This window comes from uncultured Sulfitobacter sp. (genome assembly GCF_964021855.1).
Lineage (GTDB): Bacteria > Pseudomonadota > Alphaproteobacteria > Rhodobacterales > Rhodobacteraceae > Sulfitobacter.
This window is the reverse complement of sequence record NZ_CAXHZD010000006.1, coordinates 143409-167389: the sequence shown is the minus strand read 5'-3', so window position 1 is coordinate 167389 and position 23981 is coordinate 143409. Positions and strand designations below refer to the sequence as shown.

At 56.0% G+C, this 23981-nt stretch carries 19 protein-coding genes; 6 read left to right on the top strand and 13 right to left on the bottom strand.

The annotated features are described in order from the left end of the window. The 13 genes from AADJ11_RS17515 to AADJ11_RS17455 form a co-directional block, all read right to left on the bottom strand. A partial coding sequence (locus AADJ11_RS17515; RefSeq protein WP_341235728.1) for a hypothetical protein occupies window positions 1–259 on the bottom strand: 259 nt, incomplete at its 3' end. Beyond that, window positions 252–740 (bottom strand): TonB system transport protein ExbD, encoded by a 489-nt coding sequence (gene exbD / locus AADJ11_RS17510; RefSeq protein ID WP_341235727.1) that lies wholly within the window; start codon window positions 738–740, stop codon window positions 252–254. The genes AADJ11_RS17515 and exbD, both read right to left, overlap by 8 nt. Window positions 741–743: 3 nt before the next feature. Then, the gene (gene exbB / locus AADJ11_RS17505; RefSeq protein ID WP_341235726.1) at window positions 744–1700 is read right to left on the bottom strand and encodes a tonB-system energizer ExbB; all 957 of its coding nucleotides are present in this window, start codon (window positions 1698–1700) and stop codon (window positions 744–746) included. A gap of 53 nt (window positions 1701–1753) precedes the next feature. After that, window positions 1754–2380: a biliverdin-producing heme oxygenase gene (locus AADJ11_RS17500; RefSeq protein WP_341235725.1), complete on the bottom strand. Its 627-nt coding sequence runs from the start codon at window positions 2378–2380 to the stop codon at window positions 1754–1756. Window positions 2381–2424: 44 nt separating this feature from the next. Next, complete coding sequence (locus AADJ11_RS17495; RefSeq protein WP_341235724.1) at window positions 2425–2961, bottom strand: invasion associated locus B family protein; 537 nt, start codon at window positions 2959–2961, stop codon at window positions 2425–2427. A gap of 149 nt (window positions 2962–3110) precedes the next feature. Further along, window positions 3111–6296, bottom strand: a complete 3186-nt coding sequence (locus tag AADJ11_RS17490) for an autotransporter domain-containing protein (protein WP_341235723.1) — start codon at window positions 6294–6296, stop codon at window positions 3111–3113. 76 nt (window positions 6297–6372) lie between these two features. Continuing rightward, window positions 6373–9015 carry a TonB-dependent receptor gene (locus AADJ11_RS17485; protein WP_341235722.1) on the bottom strand — a complete coding sequence of 881 codons (2643 nt, stop codon included), beginning with the start codon at window positions 9013–9015 and terminating at the stop codon, window positions 6373–6375. 154 nt (window positions 9016–9169) lie between these two features. Next, window positions 9170–10144: a FecR domain-containing protein gene (locus AADJ11_RS17480; protein ID WP_341235721.1), complete on the bottom strand. Its 975-nt coding sequence runs from the start codon at window positions 10142–10144 to the stop codon at window positions 9170–9172. A gap of 67 nt (window positions 10145–10211) precedes the next feature. Further along, window positions 10212–10673, bottom strand: coding sequence for an RNA polymerase sigma factor (locus AADJ11_RS17475; RefSeq protein ID WP_341235720.1), 462 nt, complete (start codon window positions 10671–10673; stop codon window positions 10212–10214). Between the two features lie 362 nt (window positions 10674–11035). Then, on the bottom strand, window positions 11036–11695 hold the full coding sequence (locus AADJ11_RS17470) for a metal-binding protein ZinT (protein WP_341235719.1): 660 nt from the start codon (window positions 11693–11695) through the stop codon (window positions 11036–11038). 139 nt (window positions 11696–11834) lie between these two features. Then, the gene (locus AADJ11_RS17465; protein ID WP_341235718.1) at window positions 11835–13919 is read right to left on the bottom strand and encodes an ATP-binding protein; all 2085 of its coding nucleotides are present in this window, start codon (window positions 13917–13919) and stop codon (window positions 11835–11837) included. Between the two features lie 304 nt (window positions 13920–14223). Beyond that, window positions 14224–15282, bottom strand: coding sequence for a sn-glycerol-3-phosphate ABC transporter ATP-binding protein UgpC (ugpC, locus tag AADJ11_RS17460; protein ID WP_341235717.1), 1059 nt, complete (start codon window positions 15280–15282; stop codon window positions 14224–14226). Window positions 15283–15295: 13 nt separating this feature from the next. Beyond that, window positions 15296–16081, bottom strand: coding sequence for an IclR family transcriptional regulator (locus AADJ11_RS17455; protein ID WP_341235716.1), 786 nt, complete (start codon window positions 16079–16081; stop codon window positions 15296–15298). 183 nt (window positions 16082–16264) lie between these two features. On the opposite strand from AADJ11_RS17455, the gene AADJ11_RS17450 reads away from it, so the two are divergent. From AADJ11_RS17450 to AADJ11_RS17425, 6 genes are all read left to right on the top strand, one after another. Beyond that, window positions 16265–17524 (top strand): ABC transporter substrate-binding protein, encoded by a 1260-nt coding sequence (locus tag AADJ11_RS17450; protein WP_341235715.1) that lies wholly within the window; start codon window positions 16265–16267, stop codon window positions 17522–17524. Window positions 17525–17634: 110 nt separating this feature from the next. Then, window positions 17635–18567, top strand: a complete 933-nt coding sequence (locus AADJ11_RS17445; RefSeq protein WP_341235714.1) for a sugar ABC transporter permease — start codon at window positions 17635–17637, stop codon at window positions 18565–18567. Beyond that, complete coding sequence (locus tag AADJ11_RS17440) at window positions 18567–19415, top strand: carbohydrate ABC transporter permease (protein WP_341235713.1); 849 nt, start codon at window positions 18567–18569, stop codon at window positions 19413–19415. Before AADJ11_RS17445 ends, AADJ11_RS17440 begins: the two co-directional genes overlap by 1 nt. Window positions 19416–19421: 6 nt before the next feature. Next, window positions 19422–21503 (top strand): alpha-galactosidase, encoded by a 2082-nt coding sequence (locus AADJ11_RS17435; protein ID WP_341235712.1) that lies wholly within the window; start codon window positions 19422–19424, stop codon window positions 21501–21503. Next, complete coding sequence (locus AADJ11_RS17430) at window positions 21500–23209, top strand: IlvD/Edd family dehydratase (protein ID WP_341235711.1); 1710 nt, start codon at window positions 21500–21502, stop codon at window positions 23207–23209. Before AADJ11_RS17435 ends, AADJ11_RS17430 begins: the two co-directional genes overlap by 4 nt. Further along, window positions 23209–23979, top strand: coding sequence for an SDR family oxidoreductase (locus AADJ11_RS17425; RefSeq protein ID WP_341235710.1), 771 nt, complete (start codon window positions 23209–23211; stop codon window positions 23977–23979). Before AADJ11_RS17430 ends, AADJ11_RS17425 begins: the two co-directional genes overlap by 1 nt. Window positions 23980–23981 lie beyond the last annotated feature (2 nt).

Below are 23981 nucleotides of genomic sequence, written 5' to 3'. Positions count from 1 at the left end.
CCTCCTGTGCGGGCGTACTGGCTTGTGTGTCTTGTTGGTCGACCGAAACTTCGGTTTCCTCTGTATTTGTCGCTTCGGGCAGTGGTGAAAGTTCGATCATGATGACAGGCGGCGGGGCATCTGCAGGTAGCGTGGGTGTTTCCTGCATGGTCCACGCCGTAATGCTTCCGTAAGCAACTATTACCGTTGCAAATGCGCCCGCCCAAAGGATCAGATCGGTAAACAATATGTCTTGATAGTTTTGCGAGGCCTTACTCATCACGATCTACTTCAGTAGTGTCCGCGCCTGTTGCGCCGCCTTCTGATATAGCCTGATCGACCGGATGCATCTGTTCTAATCCAACCAAAGCGATCTTGAGATACCCGGCCTGCCGCAGCAGATTCATCACCTCCATAAAGGTGCCATAGTCTATCGCCTTGTCCGCCCGCAGGAAAATGCGGGTGTCATGATCCCCCTCGGTAACGCGTTCGACTTCACCCGCCAGTGCGTCGCGCGTCACGGGTGTTTCCCCCAGCGACAGTGCTCCATCAGCCTGCACAGTCAGATACAGCGGTTCATCCGGACGTTGGGCAGGTTTGGCTGCCGCGCCCGGCAAATCTACCGCCACATCGACAGTCGACAGGGGGGCGGCCACCATGAAAATGATCAAAAGCACCAACATGACATCAATGAATGGCGTGACATTGATCTCACTGTTTTCAATCAGATCGTCTGCGTTCTCTCTGAGCTTGGCAGCCATTGTCTATACCGTCGCTGCTGGCAATGCCCGGCGGTCAAGATCACGGCTGACCAACCGTTCAATCCGTTCACCGGCATCGCCCAAGGCCAATCGATACCCCGCGATGGAGCGTGCAAATAGGTTATAGATTACCACCGCTGGAATTGCCGCGACCAAGCCGATGGCCGTCGCCAATAACGCCTCGGCGATGCCCGGCGCAACCACGGCAAGGTTGGTTGTGTTGCTTTCTGCGATCGAAATGAACGCGTTCATGATGCCCCAGACCGTACCAAACAGCCCAACGAAAGGTGCGGTCGATCCGATGGTTGCCAATACGCCAGTGCCCCGCGCCATGCGGCGGCCCGCCTGTGCCTCGATCCGACCAAGCGCGGCACCGACGCGTTCCTTCAGCCCGCTACCGCCGGCGTAATCTAGCGCGGGCTCGGATTGCGCGACTTCTGCTCCCGCCTCGGCGACCATCCATGCGACGGTGCCGCGCGGCGCCTTGATAAACCGCTGTGCGTCGGCCAGCGAATGTGCCCGCGCCAAGGCCTTCAAAGCGCTGCGGGTGCGTCTGCGCGCAGCCCAAAGCTCAAGCGTTTTAGCGATCCAGACTGTCCATGTGATCACCGAGGCAAAAGCAAGCCCCAGCATGACGATCTTCACGACGATATCAGCGGCCCTGTACATGCCAACAGGTGATAGATCGTGCGATTGACCTTCGGTCTGCGTCAGCAACCAGCGGATCGCGGCCCGTGGATCGTCCAACGGGGATGGGAACGGGTCAAGCGGTTCTGCGACCGTTGTCTCCGGGGTCACGGTTTGCGGTGCGCCCTCTGGCTGGGGGACGATTTCGGCGTCTTGCTCGGCCTGCAGGGGTTGCGGTGCGATCTGTTGGGCCCAGACTGGGCCGCATGCGAAAAGGCACAGGCCGACAGCGGCTGCTTTCAGTGAAAGGAGGGGCAAATAGGTATTAGACACAGGCGGGCCTTTCTGTTCGGGGATCGTGATGGAGACTGTTGGGCGGACCCGGCTTAAGCGTGGGCAAGATGTTGCCGTACCAGTGTGTGAACATGCGCAAATGCCGCGCGTGCGCCATCCATCGCCCGCGCGTCTTGCTCGACACTCAAAGAAAGGGCATTCAAGGTCTCTTTGAACGCCCGCCAATAAGGGGCCCGCCCTTCCGGGGGTGCCGACAGATGCCGTGCACCGTGAGATTCAGACAGCCCCATTTCTTTGGCATACTTCAGCAAGAACGCTGCCCCTAGGTTCGACCCCTCAACCACATAGAGCCAACCCAGGGCCGCAGCGGGTTCCATTTCTTTGCACAAGGGGCTGGCATTGTGGGGTGGTATATCCAAATTCAGATCGGCCGCATCACGTGTAACATCTTGAAACCGCGAGCGGCCTTGAACCACAGAAAATACATCTTTGAATTCCGACGGGGCAGGGTGGTGATACAACGGTTCGACATCGCGGTGGAGGGTGTGCTGCACGCGCAGGTACAGACCATAGTTTGCGATATTAGCAAACGGTTCTGCTGCCATGATCGCGTGATCTACGCCTTCATGTGTGGTTCGTGTTTCCGACCGAAACCGATCCGAGAGTAGCTCTTGTTCGGGAGTGTGTGCGGGATGCAAAATTTTGGTTTCAGAGGTCATCTGGTGCTGTCCTGTCTAGGGTAATGTGGATGGGGGCAGGTCCGTTATTCGGTTTCTCGCCGTTTCGTGACCCGGTCTTGGGCGGCGGAAAATCCTTTTAGCGAAACGGTAAAACGCACGGGTTGCCCTGTGTCGTGCGCCTTGGTCATGAGGTGTAGAACTGCGCCGCTGCGCAGGGCGGCAAGGGTGTCGGCATCAAATAGAACCGGTGCGATACAGCCGACGGGCAAACAGGTCTCAAAGGGCAGGAAACTGAGGATTGGCATGTCATCCACCTGAACCATGGCTCCATCAGGCAGGCTTAGGCCGAAAGGAAAAACGATTGTCCCTTTAGCGTGCTGTGCCGAGACGTCATTCAGCTCGACAGCCAGAACAAGCTGTCCCGTGGCTTGCTTGCGCTGTTGCTGTGACATCACGCAGGCGGCCGGTTGTGGGCCGGATGCGCAAGTAACGGCCCAGTTCTCATACACGTCGGGACGCGCGGATGCCGAAGCCTGAGTTTGCGCATTTGCCATCGGTGGGCCGCTTTGGGTGATGAGGAACAGCGCAATCGCTAGGGTCGGGAAAATCAATAGTTTCATCGGCACAGGCCTAGAGTTGTGGAGGGCAGGTTTGGCCGTTGCTGGCATGAACCGTCGCTCTTGTTTTTGGGTGGCGTGCGGTGCTTGGCACAACACGGGGTCATCTCTGGCGGCAGGTGTAATCCCGCCGCCAGAAACCTTTTCTGGTCTTAGAACTTCATGTTGAAGCTCGCCCGGATGCTGCTTTGGTTAGAGTTGGAGCTGTGCTGACCCACATAGGACAGGCCGAATGTCGTTGCCCGCGACATATCGATATCAATACCCGCCTCGATGGTGGCTGTGTTTCGGGCATTGGCGAGGCCGGATACCGTAAAGGGATCGCCGCCGCTTACAAAGGACTGCGTCGATTGCGGATCAACATCTCCGAAACTATGACGCCCGCCGATATCTGCACGTGCGACGATATCCATCCCGCCCAGTTCAAAGGCTGATGCCACCCGCACACCCAGCGTGACGAAGGTGGTATTCATCGTCTGCTCTTGGACGCTAAGCGCGGCAGTACCATCGCTTTCGGTGAAGCCGTCGGTTTTCAATCGCACATGCGCAAGGTTGCCATAGGGTTCGACCGAGGCATTCCCGGCGTCGAAATGATAGCCAAGCTCGCCAAAGGCTTGCAGGGTTTGCCCGTCATAATCGGCGGTCAACACATCGCTGGAATAGCTGACATTGCGTGTCCGCGAAATGCTATGGTTGGTAAAGTTCGCCCCAGAACGTAGTGACCATGCCCCCCATTGCGTGCCGGCATAGACGCCAAGATCATAGGAATCTGACGCACCGTCGGATGTGGCAGTGTCGAAATTGGACTGACCATAGCCAGCCATTGCGCCGAAACGCCATGCATCCGCCTGAACATCTGCACCAAGCACCAAACCCCTGGCTGACGTATCGACTTGCTCGGCCTCGTCACCGGCCGAGATGGTGCCCCAAGAGCCGTAAGCCTGCGCCCAAACACTTGGAATTTGCGCGATGCTTTGATCTCCGATGGCATTGCGCGAGACGGTCATTGGCAGGGCGTTTTGCGCTTGGGCTTGCCCCTCAAAAACATAGCGCAGGCGGTCGACCGCCAGTGTACGGATTTGATGGCTTTGATTGACCAGGGCGCTTTGAGTGGAGGCATGCTCGGCCCCGGACACCTGATCCAGAACGATACGTGCCTCGTCGTAGTCGGAGCTGTTGGCCATGATCCACCACAGGGTGTTGTCTTGTGACAGAGATTCCAACGCTTGCGCCGTGGCATGTTGGTTGGCTGTGTTCGCGGCTGGCGTAAACGGCCCTTCGTCTTCGGGCTCTTCTGTTGGGTCCTCGACAGGCTCCTCCGTTGGATCTTCTTCGGGGTCGTCTACCGGGTCTTCCGGGGTTTCGACGGGGATAACCTCGTCGGGGACGTCACCAAGCAGGGACACAGTGACATATGCGTTTTGAGCATCCGAACTGGTCTCATAACGCAAAAATGCGGTTTCTTCTTGGCTGAGGGTGAAATCACCCGTCAGCGCCCCTTCGGCTGTTACAACCGTATAAACATGCCCGTCGCCGGAATAGTTGACGCCATAATTTGCCTGTATGCCAAGGGCATAAACCTCAAGCTCTGCGCCCGAATTGATGGTCACGTCGCCGCCGACCAGTGTCAGGTCCAACGTCTCGTTACCGGCGATGTGAACTGCGTACTTGGACCCGCTTTCAAACACCAAATCACCGTCGATGTTCAACGTGCCCGTCGCGCCCGAGGCACCGGGTGCCAAGACCCCGCCCGACCCAATTGTTGTGGTGCTCGCCACAGTCGTATCTGTGGCACCCGACCCAATCGTGCCGGTGCCACCCAAGGTGCCGCCAGTCACATTGAAGGTGCCACCCAACGCATCGGTGACATATAGCGTGCCACCTGTGACATTCGTTGTGCCAAAGAACCCGGAACTGTCGCCTGATATCGTGGTGCCCCCCGACATCTGGCTGATCGTGGCGCTGCCGGTGCCAGTTGTCAGCGCAGCGTTGAATGTGGCGTCATCACTGGTGTGATTAAACACGATATTGGTGGTGCCCGAGGACAGGCGCACATCAGATCCCAAGTCGATTGATCCTGCGGCGATGGCGCTTTCATCGGCAGCCGCGCCAAGGTTGATCGTCGCGATGGCATCAACGTGATTAGCGAACCTAGAGATGCCGCCGGATGTGAAAACAGCGCCATCTGATACGGTCAACGTCCCTTTGCCGCCCTGTGCCAGCCGCATCCCGTCGCCAGCGGTAAATGTGGTGCCTTCACCTGTGATAGTCAGGTTGCCCTCGGACGCGGGTTGATCGAGAAACTCCAAACCGGGGATACCATATGAGAATCCGGCGCTTGAGCTGATCGTCAGGCCATTTTTGACGGTGACGGTCGCCCGATCTGCGACGCGCATATCGGCTTTATGCGATGATCCCACCGTTAGGCTTTGAGCGCTCAATGAACTGCCCGTGCCGGTTATCGTTACCTGACCATCCGATGTGGCCGTTCCTCTAAAGTTGGCAGTATTTTCAGAACCGTTGGCAGTGCCGCCATCCGTCACCAACAGTGTTCCGCCTGCTATCCCTATCTTGCCGGCAACAGACGAACCCGCACCCGAAATTGTAATGTCGGCGTTGGTAATATCGCTGATGTTACCCACGCTGCCGCCGTCCGTGACCGTTAACGTCGCCGTTCCACCGGCCCCCAAGGAGCTAATGGCGCTGATGGATGACCCCTCGCCCGATACGGTGACTGTGCCGGTCGAGCCTGCTTGCCGGGCGACTGCAACAGGGGCATCGACGGTGCCGCCATCGGTTACAACCAACGTCCCGTCGCCACTATAGCCCACGTAGGTCGTGCCGTATCCGGTACCCCTGTATTTGGACCCTGCGCCGCTGACTGTCAGCGTTCCGCTGGAACCCGCGTTTTTCCCGACATAGGAATTAGCGTAAACTTCTAGAAAACCGCCATTGGTGATGGTCAGACCCGCGTTCGGGGAATCCACACCCATTTCCAACCAGCCTGATGTTGCATTGCGCCCGTTAATCACCACGGTTTCGCCAGTGTCGATGATCGCAGCATCAGCCGAAGTCACGGTTTGCACCGTGCCGCTTTGCCAGTTTTCTCCGGTATGCCAGTCGGCTGTGCCTGCGGCACCGGTCCATGTGTCGGCGGTGACCGGTGTGCCCGCAATTACAGCCATGAACAGGGCCATTGCGACCGGGATTTCGAAACCGCAGCGCGGTGCACTGAAAACGTCACAGCGCAGCCGACGCCTGATGCTGATTTTGGCGGTGGGGATCAGGTTGAGGTCTGCACCTGTTGCGAGGCCTACATTGTTCAAGATGGTGTTCATCTTTTCGTTCCTTAAATATTTTGCAGCAGATCCGAATGCAGACACGGGGCAGGGCCCTGCGTGCACTCTTTCGGGATCAGAATTCGGCGGTCAAAGAGGCGTAGATCGTGCGCCCCGGTCCAGGCATGGCAACGATGCTGATCGGATCGACGTAAAATTGATCAAGCAGGTTTTCGACGCGCACAGACGCGGTGAAAGCATCATTGATTTCGTATTCAGCGAATACATCGACCAGCGTGTACGGTTCCCAATTCACCTGTGTGATGAATTGCGACATGCCTTGTCCGGTTGCATCGCCGTGACCGATGGCGCGGCCCCCGGTGTAGGAAACCCGTCCGCCTACCGTTAGTGCGTCATTTCTGAATTTTTGCGACACCGTCAGATCGACAGAATACTCCGGTGGTACTTGGTTGGTCGCGTAATCTGCATAAAGGGACTTGTCTTCACAGGTTGCGTCCGTGCGGCAGAATTCGACCTTGGTGTAATAGTTGGCAGCAAGTTCCGCGCTGAACCCGCCAAGCATGTAGCGGTACGACAATTCCAGCCCCTGAAAATGCGCGCGGTCGATGTTGAACACTTGCAGGGTGGATGTTTCCCCTTCTGCGCCAGCTTTCCATTCGCGGGAAAGATAATCGTCTACTTTCCAATCAAAGAACCCAAACTTAAGCATGCTGGTATCGTCGCTGTTGAACACGCCATCGCGGGTGATATTCGTGCCGATTTCCCAGTTTCTGGCGTGTTCGGGTGTGATGGCAGGGTTAACAGAGACAAAGCTGGCGCTTGTTTCCACAAGGCTTGGCATCCGCTTGGCCTGGGAATAGTTCACGTAAAACTGCGTATCCGCCCAAGGTTCAAACGTTGCGCCGATGCTGGGGCTGAACCCGGAATCGGATAGTGCAGCATTATATGCTGTGTCCTCGCGGCCTTCGAGCACAGCACTATAAGACAAGTTGCGGTCGCGGGTTTTGAAATGGGAATACCGCAAACCACCATTCACGGTCAGCCAATCCAACGGGCTGTAGGCCAGTTTTGCATATATGCTGGTCTCTTCGCGTTCGGCATTGCGAAAGGCGACGTTTTCTATTTCTGACGTGTAAGGGCGCTCGTGCACATCCTCGTTTTTATGTGCGAAACCATAGCTCAGATCAAAAGAGCCTGAGCCGATGTCAAAGACCGATCTGTTGTCCAGGCTCAGCCCCCACATCGTGGTTTGCGAGCCGACGCGGTAACCAGCAGGCAGACCCAGATCAACAGGATCGACCACTCCCCAACGGGGCGGGTTCAAAGTTTCAAGATTTGTGTTCCAAAGATTGAACTTCAGATCAATCAGGTCGTTGTCTATCGGGTCCCAACGATATTTCAGCGTTTGCGTGCTAAGCCGCGTGCCTGAGGTTTCATCGGACTGCGTTGCCTGACTGGTATTTGACGTAAGCGTGCGGGCAAGGAAATCGCCTGCTTCGCTGTCGAAAGACGAGTGGCTGAGCTCGACCGCGTGGCCATTGCCGAACCGCAATGTCCCTTTCGCGATAAAGGACTTTGTTTCGAGCTCGGAATTAAGCACCTCTTCGCCAGCGCGGTAGTTGGCAACGCCGCTGTTTTGAACGTAGTCGTAATAAAGCCCTTGGTCGGTGCCATAGCCGCCGATCCATTCCGGCGACGCCGCAGGCCCGTTTTCCCCCGCATGATAATTGCCGCGCTTGCGATAGGCGTAGCCCGCCAAAAGATCGACGTTTTCGGTTTTCATGGCGGCAACGACGCTGCCTGATCCTTGGGTCCGGTCCAGTAAACCCGGACGCTCCATGCCGGTTTCGGAGGCCGTTGCAGTGCCGGTGCCGCGAAGGATATTTCTAAATCTATAGCCCGCCCTATCGCCCGCATTTGGCGAGCTGGTGTTCGTGCCGAAGCCACCCTTGAGCCGCAGGCCAAAAACGTTGCCGTCTTTGACAATATCGTCGGCGGAAAGGGTGCGCATTGCGACCGTGCCGGCGATGCCCCCCGATGTCACATCAGACCCTTTGGAGATGTCCACACCGCCCAAAAGATCGGGATCCATAAAGGTCCGGTTCGAGATGCCTTGATAGCCTTGATAGACCTGCATCGAGTTTTCTGCGCCATCAATCGTGGTCGCAACACGCCCCATGCCCTGCATCCCGCGAATGTTGACGTCAATTGCGCCCGATCCATTCCGCGCCTCGCCAGAGATCACGCCAGGTGTGCCCCGGAAAATATCGCCCGGGCTGGACCCACGGAAACGATCAATATCGGTTTGGGAAATATGGGCGACGGCCCCCGGCGTTTCATAGATTGCTTCTTCGCCGCTGCCGCCTGAAATCGTAATCGGGTCAAGTAAAAGGCCGTCGAATGATGCCTCATCGATTGCCGGACCAGTGATGCGCACGGTGCCGTTGTTGGGAAAGCTGTAGCTGACCCCGGTGCCTGCCAGCAGCTGCGCAAAGGCCCCGTTGGTCGAGTATACGCCCGACAATGCAGTGCTGCGTTTTCCCGCGATTACATCGGTGGCAACAACCAGCCGCAGTCCCAATGTATCCGCCAAACGGGTGAGCGCGGTGCCGAGTTCTTGGGTGGGGATGTCCAGCCTTTGTTCGGCCTGCTGTGCGAAAGCGACTTGTTGAATACCATCTTGAAGGATCACAAAGGATGCCGCCGTGCAAAGCAACAAAGCGCGCAGTGCCTGCGTTTTATTTGATTTTCTAGTCATCTGTCCCAGCCGAGTTAATTGTTTCTATGTGGCTGGCTGGTTCTCAAATGATCTGGCTCGTCCTCTCTAATAAAGACGAAGCGAAGAGGCCTGACTTGCAGTCCAAATCGCAAATATTTTTAAGTTACTTTGAAAGTTATTGTATTTCAGCGGGTTACGCTGCTCGAATAACCGCAATCATCGGCATTCGGCTCACCTGCACTTGCAGTGACTGACCTAAATTGTCGAGCACCCCCTCGGGGTCGGACAGGTCGAAAACGCCGGTAACTTTCATCGCAGCAAGGGCATCACCCATAACGACGATGCGCCCGCCTCTATACCGTTCAAGCTCGGTGGCTAGATCAGCCAAACTGCGGTTGTTGAAAATCAACTTGCCTCTGCGCCACGCGGTATGTGCTTGCGCGTCAACCGCTTGGACTTGCCCCTGCATACCCTGTCCGTTGATCTGCAACATCTGGTTTGCGCGCAGTGTTATCGGGGTGGCACCCCCGGTCACATCGACCTCGCCGTTCAGCACCGCAACTGTCAGCTTGTCACTTTCAAATTCTACGTCGACGCCGCTGTTCTTGCTGTGGATACGATGCGGGCCTGCCTGCAGTGTGAATGGTGTGGCTGGTTGTGGCTTTATGTCAAAAAGGGCCTGACCCCGGTACATCGTTGCCCCGCGTTGCCCGCTGTCGAAATGCCCCGAGAATGCGGTGCGCGCATTCATTGCGACTTGGGTTCCGTCGCCCAGAACCAGATCGCGGCGTTCGGCTGCTGCGGTTTGATAATCCGCAAGAAGATGGGGCCCTAGAACGCCCAATTGATTAAAGCCAGCCGCGACGCCAAGTGCGGCACTGCCGCCCAAGATGGCCCGACGTGTCACCCGCCGGTTGCTCGTGGTTTTGCCCCAAGCACTGCCCGCAGGGCCAAGCCCTTGCCAAAGTGCTTCTGCCTCTTCTGCCGCGGCGCTGTGTTCGGGGCTTTGTTCACGCCACGCGGCCCAGTCCAGCTGTTCTTGCGGCACGGCGTCGCCAGAGTTGAGGCGGATGATCCAGTCCAAAGCCTGATCGCTCAGCGCGATTGACGCACGGCTGGAGAGGCGGTGGGTTTGGGGATCGGGTTCTTTGATGATTTGTTGCGGCATCTAGACCGTCCTTCTGCGCTGTGGCGCAGCGTGAAATACAATCTTGATCAAAACAAGGTTTCTCACGTTAATCGACCTCGCGGAAATGATCGCGGCAATGACGCAGGGCTTGGGCCATGTATTTTGCCACCATGCTCTCGGATATATTAAGGGCTGCGGCAATCTCGCGGTGGCTCATACCAACGCTTCGGTTCATCAAAAGAACTTTTCTGGCTTTGTCCGACAGGCCCAGCAACGCGCGGACCAGCTGTTTTAGGTCTTCGCGGGCGATAAGAATGGCCTCGGTGGTGGGGGCGTTGTCAATCAGCTCTTCAAGGTTGATGTCCTTAGAGGCCATGCGGTCGCTATGGCGGCGTTCCTTGCGAATGATGTCGATTGCGATGTTTCCAGCGATGCGTAAAAGATAGGCTTGGGGATTGGCAATCGTGCTGCTGTTTGCCTTCATCCCCTCGAGTTTCAACCAGGTTTCCTGCATCGCCTCATCTGCAAGGTCGTGTGATCCAAGCCGGCGCACCAGTGTCGCGCGCATTTGGTGCCAATGGTCCAGATACGAAACGAGTAAGAAGCTTTTCCGACTTTCGTACAGCAATTCAAAGAACTTTCCTGAAACGGCTCATTTATGTCGTGGCAGTACGAGGTTCGCGCCAGGTGAAAATATTCACCGGTCCTCCTAGTGCGTTTTCACCAATTCCATTTGTTGGCATGCAAATCAACCCCATATCTGACAAAAATAGTATGAATTAAGTGTGTGTACGCTACCGTAGGATGAGATGCCGGTTTATGCACCAATCGAGGCTGGTATTTGGGTGTGTCGGGATATGCGTTTGGGCGGGCGGATCGCACTGAAAGCAGGCATGCCGAGAGTGTTTCACCCGCCATGCCTGCGCGAAATTAGTGTGCTTGCATCGCGTCGGCGATCTCGGACCCGCTTAGGTTGGCAGGATAATAGGTCGGCCAGTTGGTGACTTCATTTAACAACGCGGCGCGGTCGTTACCCCAATAAAGGTGGTAATGGTCGGCTTTGGCTGGTGCGATACGGTGGTCGCTGAACTGGAAGTATTGAGGCGCATCGGCGTCGCCGCTTACCTTTTTAAAGATATAGCGCACGCCCCGGTTTTCCGCTGCATAGGTCAGTACTTCGTAGCCGTCATTCTTGTATTCGCCCTGAAGTGGAACGCCATTGCGAAAGAAGGTTGCGGTGTTGCCTTGAAACAGGATGCGTTCCACATCCGTCGCGTATCCGATGTCATAATAGGCTTTGTATTCACTGGCAGTGCGTTCGCCATGCTGTGCCTTATGCACCATCACCTCATCCAAAGTTCCATCTTTCAAGAACGGGTAGACGGACTGCCAGTCACCCTCCCAATCTGACAACTGCCGCGGTTCGATTTGGTCGTCTTCGAAAATCCCGCGGTAAATGTCATCCGATGTATGCGCATGCGTGTGCGCCTTGTCGGTGGCTTGGTTGGTTTGTGCGCTGGCTGGTGCGGTTAGTGCGACAAACGCGCAGACAATGAAAGTGCTAAGGTTTTTTGCGGCTGTGAAATGCATGTGTGATCTCCATTCGGTTGGTCACCGGGTGTCTGATTCGTTATGTTATAACATAACGAATCAAGATTTAGCTGATTACGTCAGCATCAGCAACACGCATTTCCAAGCAGGAGTGTTGAGACAGGTAGCTAGCTAAGAGCTACGTAAAGACTTTGTTGGCGGGCAGGGTCAGTACAAAACAGCTGCCCTTTCCGGCTGTGCTGCTTACGGTGAGGCGGCCGTTTTGCAATTCGGCCAGGCTTCTTGAAATGGCCAGCCCCATGCCTGTGCCCCCTGCGCGCCGGGTCGCCGTTGAATCGACCTGATAGAAGACATCAAAGATACTTTCGAGCTGGTCCTCGGGTATGCCCATGCCACTGTCGTGAACCTCAAACCTTACCATGTCGCCGTCCGTCTTGACGATAAGACGGACAAATCCGGCATCGGTAAATTTGATCGCATTTCCGATCAGATTGAACAGAATCTGGCGTGCTCTGACTTTGTCGGCAAATACCGTTTCGGCGTCTTGTACGACCTCGAAATCAAGCCCCTTTTTAACTGTGAGCGTCTTAAGCTGCTCTGCGACCGGGTCCACGATATCGCTAATTTGGCAAAGCTCCGGCTCGATAATCAGGCCACCGGATTCAATTTTGGTAATGTCCAAAATCTCGTTAATCAAATGTAGAAGATGCTCGCCGGATTGGGTCATCCGCGCCATTAATCCGTCAAGTTGATCATATAGCTCGTTAAGCAGCGCTTTGGCGTCTTCCGGTTTAACGTCGCCTTGGTCGTAGGCAGATGACAGCTCCTTTGACTTACTGAGCCCCCGGGTATTTTTTAGGATCTGTGCAACGCCCATTATGACCGTCAACGGGGTTCTAAGCTCGTGGCTGAGAACACCCATAAAATTGGTCTTGGCTTCGCTTGCTGCTTCGGCGGCTTCTTTTGCTTGGCTTAATTCCGTTACATCGACACGCAGACCTACATAGCCGCCGTCTTCCAAGGGGTGGTTTGACGCTTTGATAACGCGCCCATCAATAAGATGGTTTTCTAAATCAATGTGATCTCCGGAACGATGCAGCCGAAGCCTGCGTTCGATCCAGTCAGACTGATCAGGGGTATTGGGTGGGAACTGTCGGCTCTCGACCCCTGCCATTATGATGTTGCGGTAGGGGGTGCCGGGTTTCAGAACCTTCTCGGGAAGGTCATAGATTTTGCGATATTTTGAGTTGCTAAGTATCAGTCGGTCATTGTCATCGAACATGACGAAACCATCTTCCAATGCCTCAATCCCCATATTCAGCAGCAATTCGGCGCGCTTGCGCGTATGAGAAAGCCATAGGATGTAAATCAAGGTGCCCAGCAGTGCCAAACTTGCCAATAGCATGATGTTTCGCTGCCGCCATTGGTCGGGAGAAGTTTCCGGCCATCCACCTTTCGTGATAGCGTGTAATATCCAGTCCTCGAATTCAAAGTCAAATGCCAGGTTTACGGTATCCTGTCCGACCAATGATTGATCGCCATACACAAAGGAGCCTTGGGCCCCGTCTGAGTTTTCGGCAATATCAATCAGTAGATCATATTTTTCTTCTGCTTCGGCGATGCCGGATTCAATTAGAAATTGATCGTAGTCCAACACCAACGATACGATGCCCCACGGCTCTCTGAGCGATTGGACGGTGTCGTCGTCAGTGGTGTTATCAGCATCAGGAAGATAGACAGGTGCCCGCAGAATAAGCCCCAAGCCCCCCTGAACCAGATTGACCGGTCCCGTGATCAGTTCGTTTCCGGTTTCTATCATCCTCAACACGGCTGGAAGCTGCTCGGCGTTCTCGCGATAGTTAAGCCCCAAGGCCCCCTGATTTTCCTCGGCTGGGTAGATGAGCGAAACAACCATATCAGGGGCAGCAGCGATATTGATCATTAAGTCGTCCAAGCCGCGAATGTTCTTTACGCGTGCCGCAAACTCATCCTGGCTGACGTCCGGATTTTCACTGATAAATGTGGCCAGCTCTCTTAGGACAAGGGATTGAGAATGTGTGATTTCTTCAAAGCTTTCCCGAACTTCGAGTAGCTCAAAATAAGTGTCGGATCGCACTTGCTGAATGTATGATGAATACAAAAGGCGATCAAATCGATACGCGGTGATCAATATGAGCAGGATTGCCGCGCATAATACCCCGAAAGCCCAGATACTGCTGATTTTTGTCTGCTTCGAAAAATTAAACTTCAAATTACCGTCCACAAGCTACGCCTATTGGGGTGGTGGGCCTAAAGCGCACATATGCCTGCATATCACCCGCCCGCTATGGTTGTCTTAGTGGTTTATCACCTATCACTCTAGGTGTTTAAATAAAAATTTTCGACATGCCCATACCTGCGGGCAGAAGATATATGAACAAAGGGGTCGAACCCGCTGAAATGCGGCGCGGGCCGATTTGCACTGCGGCTCGTGCGCTGAGTGGCGCAACGTGCTGAGTTTTTTTACCGACAAATCAATATTTGCTAAATAGATGTAGGGTGGACGCCTACTGCGGCGTAAATTGCCACTATCTCAGGCGTTTTTCCGTTTTGGCGTCAAACAGCATCGCGCGGTTCAGCGGTATCTTCACGCCAACACGCGCGCCCTCTTTCGACCGCTCGTCGCCGCGTTCCTCAATAATGATTTTTGTGCCGGTATCGGACAGCAGATGAACATAGGACACACCACCCAGTGCTTCGGTCATCTCTACCGTGAAACTATTCCCGCTGGGGTCGATTTCGATGTGTTCGGGGCGAATGCCAAGGATGACGGCTGTACCTTTCTTAGGCAGTGCTATCGGCAGGGCATAGGTGCCGTCAAGGCCAGCAAGCGTGACAGCGTCGCCTGTTGATGTGCCCTCGATAAAGTTCATCGCCGGTGATCCGATGAATCCGGCCACAAATTTATTGTCAGGGTTTCGGTAAAGTTCGAGCGGCGCGCCGACCTGTTCGATCCTGCCTTTTCTGAGGACCACAATTTTATCAGCGAGGGTCATTGCCTCCACCTGATCATGGGTCACATAAACCATGGTGGCACCGATTTCCTTGTGAAGCCGCGCGATTTCAACGCGCATTTCCACACGCAGTTCGGCGTCAAGGTTCGACAGCGGCTCGTCAAACAGGAACACCTCGGGGCCGCGTACAATCGCCCGCCCGATTGACACACGCTGTCGCTGCCCGCCCGACAGGGCAGCCGGTTTACGGTCAAGATACTCTTCAAGTTTTAGGATCCGCGTGGCTTCGGCGACTTTCTGGGCGATTTCCGCTTTGGGGTAGCCGTTCATCTTGAGGCCGAAACCCATATTGTCGCGCACGGTCATATGGGGATAAAGCGCGTAGGTCTGGAAAACCATTGCCACGCCGCGCTCTGCCGGGTCCATGCGGGTCACATCCCTGTCCCCGATGCTCATGCTTCCTTCGGTCGTCTGCTCCAACCCGGCGACCATGCGCAGCAACGTTGATTTGCCACAGCCCGACGGCCCGACAAAAACGCAAAACTCGCCGTTTTCGATTTCAAGGTCGATCCCGTGGATCACTTGAACTTCGCCATAGCGTTTTACGACATCTTTCAGGACGACACCGGCCATAAGGGAATTCCTTTTATGAAGGGACGGAGGGGGATTGCCACGATTGCGCCTCGGCCCCGATAAGGGCGGCACAGTCAAGCAGGGCAGGGCGGAAAGCATTAAGCCCGTCCAATGTATGGCGGTTTGTGGCAGTCGCGATCGACACAGCGCCCACAACACGGCCTGTATTGGTCAAGATGGGGGCTGCAATGCTGATGATGCCAACCTCGTGCTCTTCGCGGTCAAAGGCGACACCTTCGGAATGAATTTGTTCAAGCTCGCGCAGGAGTGTCTCAGCGCTGGTATGGGTTGCATCGGTATATTTAAGGAACGCCTGCTGCCGCAGCGCTTGGGCTTGTTCTTCTTTCGGAAGATGGGCGAGGATGGCCTTGCCGACGCCGGTGCAATAGGCGGGCGCAACCTGACCGGTGCGTGCCAATGTTGCAAAGCGGTTGCTGGCTTGTCTTTTGTCGACGAAAACAACCTGGCCATTGTCGAGCTGGGCAAGGTGGATCGCCTCGCGCAAACTGGCACCAAGCGCACTGATATGTGGGGCCGCAATCGGGGCAAGCGACGCTTGCGACCATGCGGAATGGGCAAGGCTGACCAACCGGATACCGGGGGCATAGGTTTGCTGTTCTTTATCATAGCTCAGCATGCGTTGGTTCGTCAGAGTTTGCAGCAATCGGTATAAGGTCGGTTTTGGAAACTCGGACGTTTCAAGCAGTTCGCGCATTCTGACAGGCCGCCCCATCGCGGTTACTTGGTCAAGCACACTTAGTGCTTTTGCGACGGTGCCATCGCTGGTCACAACATTCATATCACTCTCCGCCGTCCCTCTGTCTCTGTGCGTTTTGGCATCCAATACACTGTATTCCGGGCATGCATGCACCGCACCAAACTGTTGACAAGGCTAGCGAGCTTGCCGTTATATATCAATATACAAAACTAAGTTTCAAATAATGAGACGGTTTTGAATTGCGGAAGCATCAGGGAGGATACCATGCATTCCATTCTTAAGGCGTCACTTGCGGCCGTCGTCGCGGCGAGTTTTTCAACATCGTTTGCTTTTGCAGACGGGAACCAGTTGTCTGGAGATCTCAAGATCACGTCGGACATGTCGAACCCCGCACCCCGTGCCGTGATGGAGGGGCTTGTTGCAGGGTTCCAAGAGTTGCATCCGGACTTGGATATCGAGTTGACGATTGTTGACCGTGAGGCATGGAAAACACAGATCCGCAATGCGTTGGGTGCGAACCCCCCGGATGTGATCAACTGGTATGCGGCCAATCGTATGGGGCCTTATGTGTCTGCCGGTTTGTTCGAAGACATCTCTGACATGTATGCCAATGGCGATCTGCCGGGTCTGGAGTCCGTCAAGGGTGCCCTGACCATGGATGGCAAGCAGTGGGGCGTTCCCTATACATACTATCAGTGGGGCATGTATTACCGCGAGGACATCTTTAAAGAACTGGGTCTAAGCGAGCCGGCGACCTTCGAAGAAGAGCTGGCCAACTGCGAGAAAATCGTGGCATCGGGTCGTGCCTGTTACGCCATCGGGACCAAGTTCCTTTGGACGGCAGGCGGTTGGTTCGATTACCTGAACATGCGCACCAACGGTTTCGATTTCCACATGCAGCTTGCCCGCGGCGAGGTGGAATGGACCGATCCGCGCGTCCGCGAGACATTTGCGAACTGGCGCAAGCTGATCGACATGGGCGGCTATATCGCCGACCACCAGTCGTATTCTTGGCAAGAAGCGTTGAACTTTATGATCGACGGCGAGGCGGCGTCTTATCTGATGGGCAACTTTGCGGTTGCGGCGATGCGTGAAGGTGGGCTGACCGACGAGCAGATCGATTTCTATCAGTTCCCGAAAATCGCGGATGTACCACAGGGTGAGGACGCGCCAACCGACACATTCCACATCCCGTCAGGTGCCACAAACAAGGAAAATGCCCGGGCGTTCCTTCAGTATGTGACCTCTGCCGATGTGCAGACCAAGATCAACGCGGGCGATGCTTTGGGCCAGCTTCCTGTCAACGCGGCCTCCTCCGTTGATGCGGACGAGTTTCTGGAGCAGGGTTTCGAGATGCTGACAACCAATGCCAAGGGCGGCGTTGCCCAGTTCTTTGACCGCGACTTTAGCGCGGAAATGGCAAGCGTCGGCATGGAAGGCCTTCAGGAGTTCATGGTCGTGCCTGACAACCTTGATGACATCCTTGAGCGTCTCGAAGAAGCGCGTCAACGCATCTACCAGTAACTTAAATTTCTGCGCCCGCCCACCTTGGGTGGGCGCACCCCATTTTCAACCTATCCGCAAGCCTGATGTTCCGGGGTTTTCGCATGCGTTGATTTTCCGGAGGCCACGGCATGTCATCAATGACAACACGCACCAAACGCAGTTGGTACAGGCGCAACGAGATTGCGCTGACGCCGTGGCTGTTTCTGTTCCCTGCGATGCTGTTCTTTGCGGTTTATGTGATCATTCCCATCGGTCAGAGTTTCGCAATCAGTTTTCACGAGTGGGATGGCCTGGGTGAAAAGACTTATGTAGGCACCGCAAACTACGAACGTCTGTTGGGCATTGGCGATCAGAAAATGGATCGCAAATTCGAGACGTCGTTCTGGAATAACCTCAAATGGCTTGTGCTCTATATGCTGGCGGTACCTGCGGGCCTGTTCATCGCGCTTTTCCTGAACCAGACGGTGCGCGGAATTCGTTTATATAAATCGCTTTTTTTCTTTCCCTTCGTGATTTCTCAGGTGGTGGTCGGTTTGGTCTTCTCGTGGTTCTACCTGCCACGCGAGGGGCTTTTGAACGCAATCCTTGCGGTATTTGGGGCAGGGCCGGTGAACATTCTGGGCGACCCGACAACAGCGACCTACGGGATTATTGCTGCGGGGCTGTGGCCCCAGACCGCCTATTGCATGATCCTGTATCTTACCGGGCTGAATGCAGTTGACCCTGAACAAATCGAGGCCGCGCGTCTGGACGGGGCAAAGGGGCGCAAGATGCTGTGGTATATTATCCTGCCCCAGCTCAAGCCTGCGACTTTCATCGCCTTTGTGGTGACGATCATCGGCGCGCTGCGTTCCTTTGATCTGATCAGTGTGATGACCAACGGCGGGCCGTTCGGCTCTACCCGTGTGCTGTCATTTTATATGTTCGAGGAATCCTTATCTGAGTTCGGGTTCCGCATGGGGTACGGTTCTGCCATTGCAGTGATCCTGTTCCTGATCATGCTAGGGTTTATCGCCTACTTCCTTTATGCCATGTGGCGTGACGAGCGGGGGGCACACTGATGTTTCCAACACCCATCGCAAAACAGTCCCGCAGTTGGCAGCTGACCTATCAGGCGTTGTTGCCTTTTGCGCTGATCCTTTGGTTGCTACCGCTGATCGCCGTTGCAATGTTCTCCATCAAACCTGCGGCTGATTTTGCGAATGGCAATTATTGGGGCTGGCCTTCGAGTTTTGAGGGGTTTGCCAACTACGGCAAAGTCTTCTTCGAGAGCAACATGCCGCGCTATCTGCTGAATTCCGTCTTTATTACTGTGCCTACGGTTCTGGGGGCGATTGCACTGTCCAGCATGGCAGGATTTGCATTGGGACTGTACCGGTTCAAAGGAAATCTGCTGATCTTCTTTATGTTTATCGCCGGCAACTTTGTGCCGTTCCAGATTCTGATGGTGCCGGTGCGCGACCTTACGATCAACTTGGGTATGTACGACAGCATTCAAGGTCTGGTGCTGTTCCACATCGCGTTTCAGACAGGGTTTTGCACGCTTTTCATGCGCAACTTTATCCGCGCGCTGCCCTTTCCGTTGATCGAGGCAGCACGGGTGGAAGGGGTGGCCGAATGGCGGATATTCTTCTTTGTCGTACTGCCACTGATGAAGCCCGCACTTGCGGCACTTGCCGTGCTGATCTTTACCTTTATCTGGAACGATTATTTCTGGGCGGTGGTGCTGACCCAAGGGCCAAGTGCGCAACCCGTCACCGCTGGGATCACTGAATTCAATTCGCAGTTCCGCGCGGCCTATCACCTGATGAGCGCTGGTTCGATCGTGGCGGCCTTGCCGCCGGTTGCGATGTTCTTTCTGATGCAAAAGCACTTCATTGCCGGCCTCACGCTTGGCGCTGTAAAGTAGATAGATATGACAAAGACTTACCGCCTAGATGACGGGCGTCAGACGCTTGTTCTGGCCTCGGAAAATGACCGGCTGCCGCAGGTCGTTTATTGGGGCGGAAGCTTGCCGCCAGGTGAAAACCTCGGCGCGCTATGCGCGGCCCATCAGATTGACGTGACGGGTGGGATGCTTGACGAAAACCCCGCAGTGTCGCTGTGCCCCGAGGCTGCGCGCAGTTTTCAAGGGCAGGCGGGTCTGACGCTGAGCGCCAGCGATGGTACGCCATTGCTGCCAGAATTCCGCTTGCACAACGTGGAGGAGGGGGATGCCCTGCGTTTCGTCTGTCAGGATGCAGGCAACGGTCTCACGCTCACGTTCGAATTTGCTGCCGATGCGCAGACGCGAATTATCACCTGCCAAACCACGCTGGACGCGACGCAGCCCGTTCGGTTGCAGTGGCTTGCCGCACCTGTGATGCCCGCCCCGCAATTGGCGATGGATATGATTGATGTCTCGGGCCGTTGGTGCGGTGAATTTCAGCTGAATAGAACGCCATGGTCCGCAGGTATCCGCACCCGCGATAACCGCACAGGCCGTACGGGTCACGAGCATTTTCCCGGCCTGATGGTCCCCGTTACAGGAGCCACGAATACGCAGGGCGAATGCTACGGTTTTCATTACGGCTGGTCGGGCGGTCACACGATGATCGCAGAAGAGTTGCAGGACGGCCGCCGTCAGGTGCAATGGGGCCACGCAACGGGCACCGAGGTTGCGGCGGCCACACGCTTTGAGACTGCGCCGCTATACCTCACATACTCCGATACAGGGCTGAACGGCTGTGCCGTCAGCTTTCAGCGCCATTTGCGCGACCGGATTGTGACGTGGCCCAAGCCCGATACCCCGCGCCCTGTGCATTACAATTGCTGGGAAGCGGTGTATTTCGACCATAAATGGCCTGCCCTGAAAGACATCGCAGAGCGCGCAGCGCATTTGGGGGCAGAGCGTTTTGTGCTGGATGACGGCTGGTTCGGTCTGCGGGACGACGACACAACCAGCCTTGCGGACTGGATCATTGACGCCCGCAAATACCCTGACGGTTTGACGCCGCTCATTGATCATGTGCACAGCCTTGGCATGACGTTCGGCCTGTGGTTCGAGCCCGAGATGATCTCGGAAAATAGCGATGTCTATCGGGCCCATCCGGACTGGGCGCTAGGTCCGCAGGACCAGATACAGGGGCGGCAGCAAAAGGTGCTGAACATGGCGCTGCCGCAGGTGCGCGAGTTCCTCTATGCCCGTATTTCAGCCATTCTGCGCGACAATCCTATCGACTACATCAAGTGGGACCATAACCGTGTCTTGCCGACACCCGATGCGGCCCAAACGCGTGGCACCTACGCGTTGTTGGACCGCCTGCGCGCGGATTTCCCGTTTGTCGAGATTGAAAGCTGTGCCTCTGGCGGCGGGCGTATCGACTTTGGCATTATGGCGCGAACCCAGCGGGTGTGGCTGTCCGATAGCAATGATGCGCTTGAGCGGTTGCGTATTCAGCATGACGCCGCATTGTTCCTGCCTTCGGCTGTCACTGGCAGTCACGTCGGGCCGCGTCACTGTCACACCTCTGGTCGTACGCTGGATATTACCTTTCGCGCATGGGTCGCCGCACAGCGTCACATGGGGTTCGAGATGGATCCGCGTGAGCTGGACGCCCGTGAAACAGAAGTGTTGATGCGGGTCACGCAGTGGTGGAAAGACAACCGTTCGTGGATGCGTACCGCCGATATCCTGCGTCTCGATAGCGCCGATCCGGCGGTGGTCGCAGAGCAGCAACAAGACCCGTCAGGCGCACGGTTTGTCGTCTTCGCAGGCAAGGCCGCCACCTCTGCCCAAATCTCACCGCGCCCGCTAAGGCTTACGGGGCTTGACCCCGCCGCGATGTATGAAATCACCCTTGCCAACCGCGACGAGGTGGTAAGCCTGTCACGCGGCACAACTGCCTTAAAAGATCGTGATCTTGTGCTGTCGGGTAAATATCTCATGAACCATGGCGTGACCCTGCCATGGTCGTTCCCTGAACGTATGTGGGTCGTTGAAGGAACTCGGCTATGACAAAAGAAAAACGCAACCGCGCATGGTATGGCAAGAATGACCGTGACGGGTTTATCCACCGCAGCTGGATGAAAAATCAGGGTTTCCCCGACCACGTTTTTGATGGCCGCCCGATCATTGGCATTTGCAATACATGGTCCGAACTCACGCCCTGCAACTCGGGCCTGCGCGATCTGGCCGAGGGTGTGAAACGCGGTGTTTGGGAGGCTGGCGGCTTTCCGGTCGAGTTCCCGGTAATGAGCCTTGGCGAGACGCAGATGAAGCCGACTGCCATGCTGTTTCGCAACCTGCTGGCGATGGATGTTGAGGAAAGCATCCGCGCCTATGGCATCGATGGGGTGGTGTTGCTGGGGGGCTGTGACAAGACAACCCCGGGTCAGTTGATGGGGGCCGCAAGCGTTGATTTGCCGACTATCGTGGTCAGCTCTGGCCCCATGCTGAATGGCAAGTGGAAGGGCAAGGATATCGGCTCTGGTACGGACGTTTGGAAGTTTTCAGAAGCTGTGCGTGCGGGGGAGATGACACTGCAAGATTTCATGGCCGCTGAATCCGGCATGAGCCGTTCAAAGGGTGTGTGCATGACCATGGGTACGGCCTCGACAATGGCGAGTGTGGTCGAGGCGATGGGCATGTCCTTGCCCACCAATGCCGCGCTACCTGCGGTCGATGCACGGCGTATGGCGCTGGCGCATCTAACGGGTAAACGGATTGTCGAGATGGTCGAGGAAGACATCAGGCTGTCGCAGGTCATCACCCGCGCTTCGATGGAGAATGCGATCCTTGCCAATGCGGCTGTGGGCGGCTCGACCAATGCGGTGATCCACCTGCTTGCGATTGCGGGACGTGTGGGGATCGAACTATCGCTGGATGACTTCGAGCTTGGCTCGGACATTCCCCTGCTGGTCAACTGCATGCCCTCGGGCAAATACCTGATGGAAGATTTCTGCTATGCGGGTGGCATGCCTGTCGTGCTGTCGCATCTGCGCGATAAATTGCGTCCTGCAAAAACGGTGATGGGCGGTGATATCCTCGCCTATGCAGAAGGTGCCGAATGCTACAACGAGGATGTGATCCGCCCGCTGGACAATCCGCTGCGTCCTGCCGCGGGGCTTAAGGTGCTGCGCGGCAACATCGCGCCCAACGGTGCGATTGTGAAGCCATCTGCCGCCACAGATGCGCTGTTGGAGCATGAGGGCGATGCCTATGTGTTCGAGAATATCGAGGATATGAAAGCCAATATCGACCGCGAGGATTTGCCTGTGACGGCCGACACTGTGCTGGTTCTCAAGGGATGCGGCCCCAAAGGGTACCCGGGCATGCCCGAGGTCGGCAATATGCCGATCCCTGCGCGCCTGATCAAAGAGGGGGTGCGCGATATGGTGCGTGTATCCGATGCGCGTATGTCTGGCACGGCGTACGGTACAGTCATTCTGCACGTAAGCCCGGAATCGAACGCGGGCGGCAATCTTGGGCTGGTCCAAACCGGTGACCGCATTCGCTTGTCTGTGGCTGACGGCACGCTTGATGTGCTGGTCTCGGACGAGGTGCTGGCGACACGCCGTGCCGCATGGATGCCGGAACCGCCGCATTACGTGCGCGGCTATGCCAAGCTTTATATCGATACGGTTTTACAAGCCGACCAAGGCGCAGACCTTGATTTTCTGGTGGGTAAAGACACCCGCCCTGTCACAAGGGAAAGCCACTGATGACCACACATGCAACTTTTCCGGACCTGCGCGGACGGTCGGTTTTCATCACCGGCGGCGGTGCCGGTATTGGCGCATTCCTGACCGACGGCTTTATGGCGCAGGGGGCAAAGGTCAGCTTTGTCCAGCGCAGTGATGCCTCCGCATTTTGTGACGAGATGGAAGCAAAACACGGTCGTCGCCCCTTTGACCAGACCTGTGATATCTCTGACATTCCAGCGCTCAAGCGATGTTTGGCTGCGGCGGCCGACGCGCACGGTCCTGTCACTGTCCTGATCAACAATGCGGCAAACGATGCGCGCCACTCAGCAGAAGAAGTGACCGAGGAATTCTGGGACCAATCCCAAGCGATCAACCTCAAATCCTATTTCTTTGCATGCCAAGCCGTGATTGCGGGCATGCGCGCGGCGGGGGGCGGTGCAATTGTGAACATGAGCTCGATTTCCTACATGATGGGCAACGCGGGCTATCCGTCCTACACAACCGCAAACGCGGGGATTAACGGCATGACCCGCTCGCTTGCACGCGAGTTTGGGCCAGACAAAATCCGCCTCAATGCGCTGGCACCCGGGTGGGTACTGACGGATAAGCAGATCGAGAAATGGGTCACACCCGAAGCGCTAGCGGCACATATCGACCGGCAATGCCTCAAGGATACGCTAAAGCCCCAAGACATCGTGGACAGCGTGTTGTTTTTATCGTCCACCTCTAGCCGCATGATGACAGGCCAGCTGATCGCGGTTGACGGCGGCGTCGTGGTCACGGGATAGGG

Excerpts from the sequence above, each read along its gene's own strand:
- AADJ11_RS17480 (WP_341235721.1), bottom strand. The coding sequence starts at position 10,144 with ATGCCGCAACAAATCATCAAAGAACCCGATCCCCAAACCCACCGCCTC.
- AADJ11_RS17455 (WP_341235716.1), bottom strand. The coding sequence starts at position 16,081 with ATGAATGTTGTGACCAGCGATGGCACCGTCGCAAAAGCACTAAGTGTG.
- ugpC (WP_341235717.1), bottom strand. The coding sequence starts at position 15,282 with ATGGCCGGTGTCGTCCTGAAAGATGTCGTAAAACGCTATGGCGAAGTT.
- AADJ11_RS17435 (WP_341235712.1), top strand. The coding sequence starts at position 19,422 with ATGACAAAGACTTACCGCCTAGATGACGGGCGTCAGACGCTTGTTCTG.
- AADJ11_RS17470 (WP_341235719.1), bottom strand. The coding sequence starts at position 11,695 with ATGCATTTCACAGCCGCAAAAAACCTTAGCACTTTCATTGTCTGCGCG.
- AADJ11_RS17475 (WP_341235720.1), bottom strand. The coding sequence starts at position 10,673 with ATGCGCGCGACACTGGTGCGCCGGCTTGGATCACACGACCTTGCAGAT.
- AADJ11_RS17445 (WP_341235714.1), top strand. The coding sequence starts at position 17,635 with ATGTCATCAATGACAACACGCACCAAACGCAGTTGGTACAGGCGCAAC.
- exbD (WP_341235727.1), bottom strand. The coding sequence starts at position 740 with ATGGCTGCCAAGCTCAGAGAGAACGCAGACGATCTGATTGAAAACAGT.
- AADJ11_RS17450 (WP_341235715.1), top strand. The coding sequence starts at position 16,265 with ATGCATTCCATTCTTAAGGCGTCACTTGCGGCCGTCGTCGCGGCGAGT.
- AADJ11_RS17485 (WP_341235722.1), bottom strand. The coding sequence starts at position 9,015 with ATGACTAGAAAATCAAATAAAACGCAGGCACTGCGCGCTTTGTTGCTT.
- AADJ11_RS17430 (WP_341235711.1), top strand. The coding sequence starts at position 21,500 with ATGACAAAAGAAAAACGCAACCGCGCATGGTATGGCAAGAATGACCGT.
- AADJ11_RS17495 (WP_341235724.1), bottom strand. The coding sequence starts at position 2,961 with ATGAAACTATTGATTTTCCCGACCCTAGCGATTGCGCTGTTCCTCATC.
- AADJ11_RS17490 (WP_341235723.1), bottom strand. The coding sequence starts at position 6,296 with ATGAACACCATCTTGAACAATGTAGGCCTCGCAACAGGTGCAGACCTC.
- AADJ11_RS17500 (WP_341235725.1), bottom strand. The coding sequence starts at position 2,380 with ATGACCTCTGAAACCAAAATTTTGCATCCCGCACACACTCCCGAACAA.
- AADJ11_RS17425 (WP_341235710.1), top strand. The coding sequence starts at position 23,209 with ATGACCACACATGCAACTTTTCCGGACCTGCGCGGACGGTCGGTTTTC.
- AADJ11_RS17440 (WP_341235713.1), top strand. The coding sequence starts at position 18,567 with ATGTTTCCAACACCCATCGCAAAACAGTCCCGCAGTTGGCAGCTGACC.